Source organism: Burkholderia sp. EMB26 (assembly GCF_024730645.1).
Lineage (GTDB): Bacteria > Pseudomonadota > Gammaproteobacteria > Burkholderiales > Burkholderiaceae > Burkholderia > Burkholderia cenocepacia.
The window spans coordinates 1,267,043-1,280,169 of sequence record NZ_CP078071.1 but is presented as its reverse complement, the minus strand read 5'-3'; the positions used below and the strand labels follow the sequence as shown (position 1 = coordinate 1,280,169).

Annotated in this window: 6 protein-coding genes; 4 read left to right on the top strand and 2 right to left on the bottom strand. The window is 68.6% G+C overall.

The genetic code is table 11. From position 1 onward, the window contains the following. Positions 1–109 precede the first annotated feature (109 nt). Entirely contained in the window at positions 110–736 is a 627-nt protein-coding gene (locus KU887_RS22555) for an FMN-dependent NADH-azoreductase (protein ID WP_006483167.1), read from the top strand. Between the two features lie 60 nt (positions 737–796). Here KU887_RS22555 and KU887_RS22550 read toward each other — a convergent pair whose 3' ends face one another. Next, on the bottom strand, positions 797–3,214 hold the full coding sequence (locus tag KU887_RS22550) for a patatin-like phospholipase family protein (protein WP_058903394.1): 2,418 nt from the start codon (positions 3,212–3,214) through the stop codon (positions 797–799). Positions 3,215–3,486: 272 nt separating this feature from the next. Here KU887_RS22550 and KU887_RS22545 point away from each other — a divergent pair, with 272 nt between their 5' ends. After that, a complete protein-coding gene (locus tag KU887_RS22545; RefSeq protein ID WP_258258194.1) occupies positions 3,487–4,521 on the top strand; it encodes a rod shape-determining protein in 1,035 nt (344 codons plus the stop codon). A 192-nt stretch (positions 4,522–4,713) separates the two neighbouring features. Beyond that, complete coding sequence (locus KU887_RS22540; protein ID WP_048989341.1) at positions 4,714–5,373, top strand: YdcF family protein; 660 nt, start codon at positions 4,714–4,716, stop codon at positions 5,371–5,373. A 483-nt stretch (positions 5,374–5,856) separates the two neighbouring features. Here the strand turns inward: KU887_RS22540 and KU887_RS22535 are convergent, their stop codons facing one another. After that, positions 5,857–6,054 (bottom strand): hypothetical protein, encoded by a 198-nt coding sequence (locus KU887_RS22535; protein ID WP_077209982.1) that lies wholly within the window; start codon positions 6,052–6,054, stop codon positions 5,857–5,859. Here KU887_RS22535 and KU887_RS22530 point away from each other — a divergent pair. After that, the gene (locus tag KU887_RS22530; protein ID WP_258258193.1) at positions 5,996–13,093 is read left to right on the top strand and encodes an autotransporter-associated beta strand repeat-containing protein; all 7,098 of its coding nucleotides are present in this window, start codon (positions 5,996–5,998) and stop codon (positions 13,091–13,093) included. The genes KU887_RS22535 and KU887_RS22530 overlap by 59 nt on opposite strands. Positions 13,094–13,127 lie beyond the last annotated feature (34 nt).

Below are 13,127 nucleotides of genomic sequence, written 5' to 3'. Positions count from 1 at the left end.
GTGGCCGATCCGTGACGGCGGACGCGGGCGCCCCGCGACGCAGCAGTGAAGCCGGGGTCGCCACGATGGCCGTCCCCTTGTTCATGCATTCCTGTCCGGGTCACACATCATGCGGCTTTTGAATATCGTGTCTTCTCCCCGCGGCGCGAAGTCGGCTTCGATCGCGGTCGCCAATGCCTTTATCGATGCGTACCGGCAGACGGGCGCCACGCTCGACGTCGATACGTTGAATGTCTGGGAGGAGGATTTGCCGGACTTTGACGGCGACGCGATCGGCGCGAAATACAAGGGCGTCGCCAACGTGCCGATGGACGAGGCGGAGCAGTCGATCTGGCGACGAATCCAGTCCCTCGTGAAGCGCTTTCAGGAAGCGGACCGGATCGTCGTCGGCGTGCCGATGTGGAATTTCGGCTATCCGTACAAGCTCAAGCAACTGATCGATCTCGTCAGCCAGCGGAACATGCTGTTCACGTTCGATGGCACTGCCTACGGCCCGTTGCTGGAGATTCCGCGCGCACTGGCCATCCATGTGCGCGGGCAGGGCGAGGCGGCCGGCGCGGGACGTGCGGGCCATCCCGGCTTCGGGCATCAGGCCGATTACATCGAATTCTGGCTGAAGTTCATCGGCGTGGACGAGGTCAGAAGCCTGACCGTCGAACACACGTGGCATGCGAGAGCGCACGAAAGCATCGAACGCGCGCAAGCGCGTGCGGTCGCGATGGCCGCCGATTTCTGATCGGGGAAGACGCCGGCGCGACGGCCGCACGGATGCCGCCGCAGCGGCATCCGCGCATGCTCAATAAGTCCGGCCGAGCTGCAGGTAGACGTTGCGTCGGCCGCCGGGGGCGAGCGCCACGCCGATGTAGACCGGCCCGAACGCGGTCGACAGGCTCGTGAAGAACGTATAGCTCTGCTTGAGCGCGCCGCCGCCGATCTTCTCGCCGGCGGCCCACACGTTGCCGACTTCCGCGCTGGCGCCGATCGACAGGGCCTTGATCGGCGACGCGTTGAACGTCATCAGCTGGTTCATGTACGTCACGTTGCCGTATGCGAGCTCGTTGCCGTTCAACTGGTCGGCCGCATAGGCGGCCAGATGCTGGAAGCCGCCGAGCGTGAAGTTGAACGCGTTGATCAGGTTGGTGCCGCCGATGCTCTTGCCGCCTTCGATCGTCGCGCTGATGCTGTGCCGGCCGAACTGTTGCGCGATCATCGCCTTGCCGTAGATCTCCGTGTACGGCGTGTTGGAGATCGCATCGTCGAATTCCTGCGCCGACTGGCTGTTGTGCGACAGCAGCGAGCGTTCGACGCGGAATTCGGTGTAGTAGCCGTGACGCGGGAACATCGGATCGTCGAGCTGATCGATGACGAGCCGCGCACGGGCGATGAGCGCCTGCGACGTGAAACTCGGCCACAGCAGCGTCGAGCTGCTGCCGTCGTCGGCCGAGAACGGCAGGTTGTAGTTCGGCGAGCCGTGCCCGGTCGCGTAGCCGAGGCCGATCCGGAAGTCACCGAGACGCCCGATCGGCAAGCCGAGGTCGAGCCCCGCGCGCGCCGTCTGCATCAGGTACTGGTTCAGCTTCACGTCATTGCTGTTGTCGTACAGGTTCGCATAGCGACGCTGGTATTCCGCGTACGGCGACAGGTACACGCCATATGCGGCCGGCAGCGGCTGGCGCAATTCGACGCGCGCCGACTGCAGGTCGCTGCCGATCGTCGTGTCCGCGCGGAATTCGAGCCCCGACTCCGTGAGCCACGGCCGCCGGTAGCCGACATGCAGGCGGAAGCCGCCTTCGTCGGTCGAACTGCTCGACATGCCGAGCCCGAACAGCAGGAAGTTGGGCCCCCAGTACTTCTCGCGCGCGTCGATCTCGAGCACGTTGTCGTCGCCGCGGCTCACGATCTGCTGCGTGACGCTCTCGAAGTTGCCGCCCGTCGTGAGTCCGAGCAGATCCTGGCTGACGGTCTGCGGATCGTAGATGTCGCCGGGTTTCACGTGCAGCGCGTTGCTGACGACCCGCTTCGGCACGCCGCCGCTGGTCTTGATGTCGATGCGCGTGATCCGGATCGGCGGCGGCAGCGGCTGCGCGTGCGCGGACCGGTACGCCGCGTACTGTTCCGGCGTGAGCGCGAAACGCCGCAGCCTCGGCAGCGCCGCGGTCGCGGCGGCCTCGCCGGCGGCGATCGCCTGCTTCGCGTTCTGGAAATCGGTGAACGCGAGCGAGCCGAGGTCCGGCGTGAGCAGCACGTCCTGCGCGTCGAGTTGCTTGCGCTGCGCGGTCACGTTCTGGCGGATCAGGATGCCGACCATCTGCTGCATCACGTCGGCCGGCGACGCGAGCGCGTCGAGCGGGCGCAACTGCGAGCCGATGTCGACGGCGATCACGACGTTCGCGCCCATCTGCCGTGCGGTGTCGACGGGCAGGTTGCTGACGAGGCCGCCGTCCACGAGCGCGCGCCCGTTGATCTCGGCCGGCGCGAACAGGCCCGGCATCGCCATGCTCGCGCGAATCGCGAGCGGCAGCGAGCCGTGGTCGAGCACGACCATCTGGCCGGTCTGCAGGTCGGTCGCGACCGCGCGATACGGGATCGGCAGGCGGTCGAACGGCTGGTTGGTCGGCACGGCGGCCGTCCAGTTCGCGAGCAGCGCCTGCAGCCGGTTGCCCTGCACGAGGCCGACCGGCGCCTTGACGCCTTTCTTGCCGAAGCCGAGCGTCAGTCCGTTGATGTACAGGCGTTCGTCTTCCCGGCTGGTTTGCGGCAGGTCCGCGCGATCCGTCACGTCGAACGCGATATCCGCGAGGTTCACTTCCGACAGCCGCTTCTGCATTTCGTCGGCCGCCATTCCGCTCGCGTACAGGCCGCCGACGACGGCGCCCATGCTGGTGCCCGCGATGCAGTCGATCGGGATCCGGTTGTCCTCCAGCACTTTCAGGACACCGAGGTGTGCGTAGCCGCGCGCGCCGCCGCCGGACAGCACGAGGCCGATCGACGGGCGGCCGGCCGGGCCGCCGTCGGCCGAGCAGGTGTGCGCGGATGCAGCGGATGCAGCGGGCGTGGCGGCCGCCGGCGCGTTGGCCGCCGCGGCGACGGCCTGGGCGGCGGCGGATTCGGTGGCCGGCAGCGGTTGCGCGGCGACCGTGCAGCACCAGAAGGCAACGAGCGTCGTGCAGAGCGGGCGCACCGGCGCCCAGCGGAAGGAAACGGTCGCTGTCATGGTGAAAATACCTGGCGTGATCGTGCGTCTGACGCCTGCCGGGAGCAGGCAAGACCGAGAGATTACCGTGTTTTACAGGCCGAACGCGAGAGGCTGTTGCGTAGCCGGACGGGCGCGGAATGCCCGTTTCGGCAATTTCGTCGCGAAAAAATCATGGGAATTGCCTAAAGTATCGGAATGATTTGCCGCTAAGCTCGTGATGGGGCGGCATGGACGCGCGGCAAAAAAGTGCGGCGCGGCCGTCCCGGCCCGTTCCCTCACAAAGGTTTGATATGTCGACACCGCTGTTCGGAAAGTTGTTTGCGCAACCCGTTGCGATCGACCCGGGAACGGCGAGTACGCGGATCTATACGCATGAACGCGGCGTGGTGCTGAACCAGCCGTCGGTCGTCTGCTTCCGCAAGGGCGGCGCGAGCGACGCGCGGCCGACGCTCAAGGCCGTCGGCGAGCTCGCGAAGGCGCTGGTCGGCCGCGAACCGGGGCACCTCGAAGCCGTGCGGCCCATGCGCCACGGCGTGATCGCGGACGCGCACGCGGCCGAGCAGATGATCCGCAGCTTCATCGACATGTCGCGCACCCGCTCGCGCTTCGGTCGCCGCGTCGAGGTCACGTTGTGCGTGCCGTCCGACGCGACGGCCGTCGAGCGCCGCGCGATCCGCGAGGCCGCGTTCGCGGCCGGCGTATCGGAGGTCGAACTGATCGAGGAATCGCTCGCGGCCGGGCTCGGCGCGGGTTTGCCGGTGACCGAGCCGGTCGGCTCGATGGTCATCGACATCGGCGGCGGGACGACCGAAGTCGCGGTCATCGCGCTCGGCGGCATCGTCTACCGCGAGGCGATCCGCGTCGGCGGCAGCCAATTCGACGCGGCGATCGTCAACCATGTCCGCAACCTGTACGGCGTGCTGCTCGGCGAGCAGACGGCGGAGCACGTGAAGAAGACGATCGGCTCGGCCACCAGCGCGGTGCCGCGCACGTCCACGCGCGCCGTCGGTCGCAGCATCGGCGACGGCCTGCCGCGCTCGGTCGAGCTGTCCAACCACGACGTCGCGGACGCGCTGGCCGCGCCGCTCAAGCAGGTCATCGGCGCGGTGAAGTCGGTGCTGGAAAACGCGCCGGCCGAACTCGTGACCGACATCGCGCATCGCGGCGTGGTGCTCACCGGCGGCGGCGCGCTGCTCGCCGATCTCGAACGCCTGCTGTACGACGAGACCGGGCTGGTCGCACGGATCGCCGATGAGCCGGCCACCTGCGCGGTACGTGGCGCGGGCGAGGCGATGGGGCGACTCGCGATGTGCCCGGCCGACTGACCCGGGGCGGTGCCGGGTTCGCGTCGCGACGCGGCGCATCCTTCACATACTTTCGATCTCCCGATGGCCGGCCTGCGTGGCCGGCATCGGTTCGTCGCATGGACAGGCGCGAGCGCGCCGTGCTAGCGTGACGCGCCCATTCGGGGCGGGCCGGCCGATGCGCGCGGCGATACCTGAGAGAGACCGACTACCTTGAAATATCGAACCAAACGGGGCTTCGCGGCCCGGGCCGGCCGCGTGCTGGCCGTCGTTGCGTGCGTCTGGGCCGCGGCCGCTGGCGCGATCGTCGTCCATGGCATGCGGATGCCGAGCGATCCGGCGGACGTCGCCGTGATCTTCGGCAACGCGCTCGACGAAACCGGCGCGCCGAAGCCCGTGCTCGCGGCCCGGCTCGATGTCGGCGTGCGGTGTTACCGCGCGGGGCAGTGTCCGGCGTTTCTGGTCAGCGGCGCGATTGACGGCCCCGGGCTGAACGAGGCGACGGCGATGCGCGACTACCTCGTCGCGCGCGGCGTGCCGGCGGACCGGATCGCCGTCGACGACCAGGGCGACAACACGCTCGCGACCGCGCAGCACACGCTGGCCTACCTGCGCACGCACCGCCTGTCGCGCGTGCTGATCGTCAGCCAGTATTACCACCTCGCGCGGGCGCGCCTCGCGTTCGAGCGCGTTGGCATTGCGCGGTCGACTATCTCCGCCGCCTATCCGCGCCGCTTTCAGTGGCGCGATGTCTATTCGAGCTGGCGCGAGGTGCCGGCCTATGCGGTGTATGCGGTGCGGCTGTGGGTGAATCCCGATGCGCGGCCGGTTTCGTTTCGGCCGATGCTTTATCTGATGAGCCTGTTTTCGTGACGCGGCAGCCGCGGCGGCACATGCTTCCGGCCGCGTTGCAACGGTGTTTCAAGACGAAAATCGAAGCAATTCCGGGGATTGCTTGAAAATCCGGATTCCTCTGATGATTATTGACGGCGCGGATTATCCATTTCCTGATCCGGCAGGGTAAAAATATTGCACTGCAAGATTCGCGTATAACGCATCAGGACGATATATCAGCGTTTTCACGGATGCGGCGCGTCCGATATCTTTGCGAAAAACTTGAAACAAGCCGGTGAAAGACCTGCCGGTCGTTATTGGTGAGCGCCTTCCGGTGAGTAAAAAGTACATGTGCGTCGGCCCTTGATCCGATGGGAAAACATCGACTGGAAAACGGGTTGAGTTTGATATGGCCTTGTCTGATAAAAGCAGGGCAGTAATCAAATCAACAGAAAGTCGCTGCAAAAAACAGGGGCCGCCATCATGTCATTCGACTAGTTTCGACTTGCATTCCCGGTCTGACTAAAAATTCATCCATGAATAAACCGACATCGCGCCGCGATTGCCGGAGCGGACGCTTTCATCCGTGATTTTCTGCTGTGCGTCACCCTGTGTGGTCGCAATACCAATACCAAGGCCGAAATCAATAACGAGGGAAAGCATGAATACTGCGCGTTCGAAAAAGGCGAGTGAACCGTTCCCGAGACTGTTGTTGCCCACGGGTGTTTTCCTGGCACTGTCCGGCGCGGGTATCGTGCCCGCTCATGCAACTTGCAACCAGGCGGGCACGACGGTGAGCTGTTCCGGCGTCGCGAACCCGCTGGCGCCGAGTTTCTCGAGCAACCTCAACAACATCAACGCGACGGTCAACCCCGGTGCGAGCGTCGGCGTGCTGCTCGGCGTCGGCGGCACGGCGATGTCGCTGACGGGCAACAACACCACGCTGACCAACAACGGCACGATCGACCCGTCGGCGCTCGGCTCGGGGCTCGGCGTGCTGTCGAGCGGCGCGGTGATCGGCAACGCGGCGGCGAGCTCGGTCAACGTCACCAACAACGGCGTGATGAACGGCTCGACCGGCGTGGCGATCAGCGGCGTGACGGGCATGGCGCTGTCGGTCCAGAACGGCACGGGCGGCACGTCGACCATTACGAACACCGGTTCGATCGGCTCTTCCGCGCTGGTCGGTGCGACGCTGACCGGCGCCGATGCGCCGGTGGTCGCCGCCTACGGCGGCGGCACGGTCAACATGACGAACAGCGGGACGATCAGCGGCCGCGTGTCGTTCGGCTCGAACAGCGCGCCCGGGGGCGGCAATACGTTCACCAACTCGGGCGTGATCAACGGCAGCGTGTCGATGGGCGCGAACAGCACGAACACGTTCAATGCGATCACGGGCTCGCAGGTCAATACGGCGGGCGGCACCGGGGGCGCGTTCAACATCACGGTCGGGGCGAACACGCTCAACGTCGCGCAGACGGGCATCGTCGACGGCGGCGCGGGCGGCAACAACACCCTCAACCTGCAGCAGGGCGCTTCCGCGAACGGCACGATCGCGGCCAACAACTACATCAACTTCAATCACCTGAACGTCCAGGGCGGCAACTGGACGATCAACGGCGCGTCCACCGCGCAGGACGCGACGCTGAGCGGTGGCGTGGCGATCATCAACGACAACGCGTCGCTCGGCACCGGCACCATCACCGGGAACGGCGGTGCGTTGCAGGCGGGCACGGCGGCGCTCAACGTCTCTAACAACGTGTCGCTCGGCGTGGGGGGGCTGACGGTGCAGGGCACGACCGGGCTGACGCTGTCCGGTACGGTGTCGGGTGGCGGTGCGCTGACGAAGAACGACGGCGGCACGCTGACGCTGTCCGGCGCGAACAGCTACACGGGCGGCACCAACCTGAACGCCGGCGGCCTGGTGATCGGCAACAATTCGGCGCTCGGCATCGGCACGCTGAACGTGAGCGCGTCGGCGTCGCTCGACACGAGCACGAACGTGACGCTCGGCAACACGGTCAATCTCGCCTCCGGCTCGACGCTGTCGATCGGCGGCAGCAACAGTCTCGGGCTGACCGGCGCGATCAACGGAAGCGGCGGCCTCGTGAAGAACGGCGCGGCGACCACGACGCTGAGCGGCGTCAATACGTATACGGGCGGCACGACCATCAACAGCGGCACGCTCGCGCTGAATGGGGCCGGCAGTCTGTCGGCGACCGGCACGGTCAACCTGACCGGTGCGGGTGCAACGTTCGACGTGAGCGCTGCGTCGGGCGCGCAGACGATCGGCTCGCTGGCCGGCGCGGCCGGCACGAACGTGAACCTCGGCGTCAATTCGCTGACGCTCGGCGGCACCGGCAATGCGACCTATGCCGGCACGATCGGCGGGTCGGGCAGCGTGACGCTGTCGGGTACCGGCGTGCAATCGCTGACGGGTACGAACGTATACACGGGCGGCACCAACCTGAACGGCGGCAACCTCGTCGTCGGCAGCAATACGGCGCTCGGCAGCGGCGCGGTGAACGTGAACGGCTCGTCGACGCTCGACGCGACGACCAACGTGACCCTGACAAACGGCGTCAATCTCGCGACGGGCACCACGCTGGCGCTCGGCGGCGGCACCGATCTCGGCCTCGGCGGCGTGATTGCCGGTGGCGGCGGTCTCGTGAAGAACGGCGCGGCCGCGCTGACGCTGAACGGCGCGAACAATTACACGGGTGGCACGACGCTGAACGCAGGCAGCCTCGTGCTCGGCAATGGCTCCGCGCTGGGCACCGGTGCGCTGACCGTCGGCGGCGCGGCGACGCTCGATACGAATGCGAACCTGTCGGTCGGCAATGCGATCGGTCTCGGCACGGGCGCGACGCTGACGCTCGGCGGCAGCAACGCACTCGGATTGAGTGGCGCGATTTCCGGTACGGGCGCGCTGGTGAAGAACGGTGCGTCGACCACGACGCTGACGGGGGCGAACACCTACACCGGCGGCACGACGATCAATGCCGGCACGCTCGCGCTCGGCGCGGGCGGCAGCCTGTCGTCCACGGGTACGGTGAACCTGGTCAATGCGGGTGCCACGCTCGACATCAGCGCGGGCAGCGCGCAATCGATCGGCGCGCTGTCGGGCGGCGTCGGCACGAGCGTGAGCCTCGGCGCCAACGCGCTGACGCTGGGCGGGACCGCGAGCGGCACGTTCAGCGGCACGATCGGCGGCACCGGCAGCCTGACGCTGGCGGGTACCGGCACGCAGACGTTGAACGGCGCAAATACCTATACCGGCGGCACGAATCTCAATAGCGGCAGCCTGGTGCTCGGCAACAACGGGGCGCTCGGCTCCGGCGCGCTGAACGTCGGCGGGGCGGCGACGCTCGATACGAATGCGAGCCTGTCGGTCGGGAATGCGGTCAATCTCGGCACGGGCGCCGCGCTCACGCTCGGCGGCAGCAACAACCTCACGCTGGGCGGCGCGATTTCCGGCGCGGGCAGCCTCGTGAAGAACGGCGTGGCCACCACCACGCTGACCGGCGCGAATACCTACACGGGCGGCACGACGATCAACGCGGGGACGCTGGCGCTCGGCGCGGGCGGCAGTCTTGCATCGACCGGTGCGATGAACCTCGCGGGCGTCGGCGCGACGCTGGATCTGGGCGGTGCGACGGGTGGCCAAACGCTCGGCGCGCTGTCGGGTGTCGCGGGAACGAACGTCAACCTCGGTGGCAACGCACTGACGCTGGGCGGGACCGCCAGCGGCACGTTCAGCGGTGCGATCGGCGGTACGGGCAGCCTGACGCTCGCAGGCACCGGCACGCAGACGCTGAACGGCGCGAGCACCTATTCGGGCGGCACGAACCTCAATAGCGGTGGCGTGGTGCTCGGCAACAATACGGCGCTGGGCACCGGCACGGTGAACGTGGGCGGCGCGGCGACGCTCGATACGAACGCGAGCCTGACGGTGGCCAATGCGGTCAATCTCGGCACGGGTGCGGCGCTCACCTTGGGCGGCAGCAATGCGCTCGACCTGAGCGGTGCGATTTCCGGTGCGGGCAGCCTCGTGAAGAACGGCGCGGCGACGACCACGCTGACGGGCGCGAACACGTACACGGGCGGCACCACGATCAACGCCGGCACGCTGGCGGTGGGCGCGGGCGGAAGCCTCGCGTCGACCGGCGCGATGAATCTCGCGAGTGCCGGCGCGACGCTCGATCTGAGCGCCGCGACGGGCGCACAAACGCTCGGCGCATTGTCGGGCGTCGCGGGCACGAACCTCAACCTCGGTGGCAACGCACTGACGCTGGGCGGGACCGCCAGCGGCACGTTCAGCGGTGCGATCGGCGGCACGGGCAGCCTGACGCTCGCGGGCACCGGCACGCAGACGCTGTCCGGCGCGAACACCTATACGGGCGGCACGACGATCGGCGGGGGCAGCACGCTGGCGCTCGGCGCGGGCGGCAGCCTTGCGTCGACCGGCACGGTGAATCTGGCCGGGGCCGGGGCGACGTTCGACCTGAGCGGCGCATCGGGCGCGCAGACGATCGGCGCACTGACCGGTGCGGCCGGCACGAACGTGAACCTCGGCGGCAACGGGCTGACGCTGAGCGGCAACGGCAGCAACACGTTCGGCGGCGCGATCGGCGGCGCCGGCGGCCTGACGCTCGCCGGCAGCGGTACGCAGACGCTGACGGGCGCGAACACTTATACCGGCGGCACCACGATCAGCGGCGGCGGCACGCTGGCGCTGGGTGCGGGCGGCAGCCTCGCGTCGACCGGCGCGGTGACCCTCGCCGGCACGGGTGCGACGCTCGATCTGAGTGGCGCGACGGGCGCGCAGACGATCGGCACGCTGGCGGGTGCGGGCGGCACGAGCGTGAATCTGGGCGCGAATGCGCTGACGCTGAATGCCACCACCAACGGTACGTTCGGCGGTGCGATCGGCGGGACGGGCGGTGTGACGGTCGCCGGCACGGGCACGCAAACGCTGACGGGCGCGAACACGTATACCGGCGGCACGACGATCAACGGCGGCAGCACGCTCGCGCTCGGTGCGGGCGGCAGCCTCGCGTCGGGGGGCGCCGTGACTCTCGCGGGCGCGGGCGCGACGTTCGACGTGAGCGGCGCGACGGCCGCCCAGACGCTCGGCACGCTGACCGGCGCGGCCGGCACGAACGTGAATCTCGGCGCGAATGCGCTGACGTTGAACGGCAGCGGCAACGGTACGTTCGGGGGTGCGATCGGCGGGACGGGCGGCGTGACGTTCGCCGGCACGGGCACGCAAACGCTGACGGGCGCCAACACATATACCGGCGGCACGACGATCAACGGCGGCAGCACGCTTGCGCTGGGAGTCGGTGGCAGTCTCGCGTCCGGTAGCACCCTGAATCTCGCGGGCACGGGTGCGACGTTCGACGTGAGCGCTGCGAGCGGCGCGCAAACGATCGGTGCGCTGTCGGGAGTGGGCGGCACGAACGTGAATCTCGGCGCGAATACGCTGACATTGAACGGCAGCGGCAACAACACGTTCAGTGGCGCGATCGGCGGGACGGGGGGCGTGACGCTGGCGGGCACCGGCACGCAGACGCTGACGGGGGCGAACACGTACACGGGCGGCACGACGATCCATGGCGGCAGCACGCTTGCACTTGGCGCGGGAGGTAGCCTCGCGTCGACGGGCGCGGTGAATCTTGCGGGCACCGGTGCGAGGTTCGATGTGAGCGCCGCGACCGGTACGCAAACGATCGGTGCGCTGTCGGGCGCGGCCGGCACGAACGTGAATCTCGGCGCGAATGCGCTGGCGCTGAACGGCACCGGCAGCAGTACGTTCGGCGGCACCATCGATGGCTCGGGCAGCGTGACGGTGGCGAGCGGCACGCAGGTGCTGACCGGCGGCAACACGTACACGGGCGGCACCACGATCGCCGCCGGCGGCACGCTGCAACTCGGCAACGGCGGCACGTCGGGCAGCGTGGCCGGCAACGTCGTCGACAACGGTGCGCTGATCGTCAATCAATCCGGCAATGTGACGATCGCGAGCGTGCTGTCCGGCACCGGCTCCCTCACCCAGGCCGGCAGCGGACAACTGACTCTGACCGGCGCGAGCACGCTGAGCGGGCCGACCACGGTCAGTGCGGGCACCCTCGCCGTCAACGGTTCGCTCGGCCAGTCGACCGTCACCGTGCAGAGCGGCGCGACGCTGACCGGTACCGGCACGGTCGGCGGCCTCGTCGTGCAGAACGGCGCGACGGCGGCTGCCGTGCAACCGGGCGCGGCGCTGAACGTGGGCGGCAACGTCACGTTCCAGCCGGGTTCGACGTTCCAGGTCGCCGCCACGCCGCAGCAAAGCGGCAGCCTCGCGGCGAGCGGCACGGCGACGCTGAACGGCGGCACCGTGCAGGTGCTGGCGAACCAGAGCGCTTACCAGCCGAGCACGACGTACACGATCCTCAGCGCGTCGTCGGGCGTGCAGGGCGCGTTCACCCAGGTGAGCGCGAACTACGCGTTCCTGACGCCGACCCTCAGCTACGACCCGGGCCACGTGTACCTGCGACTGGTTCAGAACGGCACGTCGCTGCCCGACGTCGCGACGACGCCGAACCAGCGCTCGGTCGCGACCGCGCTGGGCGGGCTCGGCGCCGGCAATCCGCTGTACGACGCGGTGCTGACGACCGACGCGCCCACCGCGCGCCGCGCGTACGGGCTGCTCGACGGCGAACTGCAGGCGAGCCTGAAGAGCATGCTGCTGCTCGACAGCCGCTATGTACGCGACGCGGTGACCGATCGTGTCCGCCAGGGTCTCGCGCCCGGATCGGGCCCGCTCGCGGCCCTGTCGTCGGGCGGCGCCGCGCTGTGCGGCGACAACACGGCCGGCGTGGCCGACCCGACGCTGCCGCCGGAACGCCGGATCGGCTCGCGCGACGGGTGCTACGGTGGGACGCCGTATCAGCCGGTCGTCTGGGGGCAGGCGTTCGGCGGCCGCAGCCGGCTCGCCGGCGACGGCAACGCGTCGACGATCAACCGCAGCATGACGGGCTTCATCGCCGGCGCCGACATGGCGCTCAACGACAAGTGGCGCGCGGGGCTGGCGGCCGGTGTCACGCACAGCTCGCTCGACAACGACCAGAGTTCGTCGGCGGCGGTGAACAGCTACTACCTGTCGCTGTACGGCGGCGCGCAGTACGGCGCGCTCGGCGTGCGCGGCGGCGCGTCGTACACGTGGTACCGCATCAACAGCGACCGCTATCCGGGCTTCGCGGGCTTCTCCGATCACGACTCGGCCGGCTACAACGCGAATTCGGCGCAGGTGTTCGGCGAAGTCGGCTACGCGCTGCCGGTCGGGCCGGTCGCGATCGAGCCGTTCGCGGGCCTCGCGTACGTGAACCTGCATACCGACGGCTATACGGAAACCGGCGGCGCGGCCGCGCTGCGCGCCGGCGGCGAGACGACCCACGTCGGCTTCTCGACGCTCGGCCTGCGTGCGGCGTCGCAGCTCGGCTCGATCGCGAGCGGCACGTTCACCGCGCGCGGGACGATCGGCTGGCGACATGCGTTCGGCAACGTGCGGCCGTCGTCGGCGTTCACGTTCGCGAATGGCGGCACGTCGTTCCAGGTGTCGGGCGTGCCGATTGCTCGCGACAGCGCGGTACTCGAAGCCGGCATCGACGCGAACGTCACGAAGCGCCTGACGCTCGGCCTCACGTACAGCGGCCAGTATGGCAGCGGCGTGCGCGACAACGCGATCCTCGGCAACATCCTGTGGAAATTCTGACCGGCAACTGACGTACCCGTCCGCGGCGCCTCGC

Bases quoted from the DNA above. Each gene is read 5' to 3' on its own strand.
- KU887_RS22555 (WP_006483167.1), top strand. From the start codon at position 110: ATGCGGCTTTTGAATATCGTGTCTTCTCCCCGCGGCGCGAAGTCGGCT.
- KU887_RS22550 (WP_058903394.1), bottom strand. From the start codon at position 3,214: ATGACAGCGACCGTTTCCTTCCGCTGGGCGCCGGTGCGCCCGCTCTGC.
- KU887_RS22545 (WP_258258194.1), top strand. From the start codon at position 3,487: ATGTCGACACCGCTGTTCGGAAAGTTGTTTGCGCAACCCGTTGCGATC.
- KU887_RS22530 (WP_258258193.1), top strand. From the start codon at position 5,996: ATGAATACTGCGCGTTCGAAAAAGGCGAGTGAACCGTTCCCGAGACTG.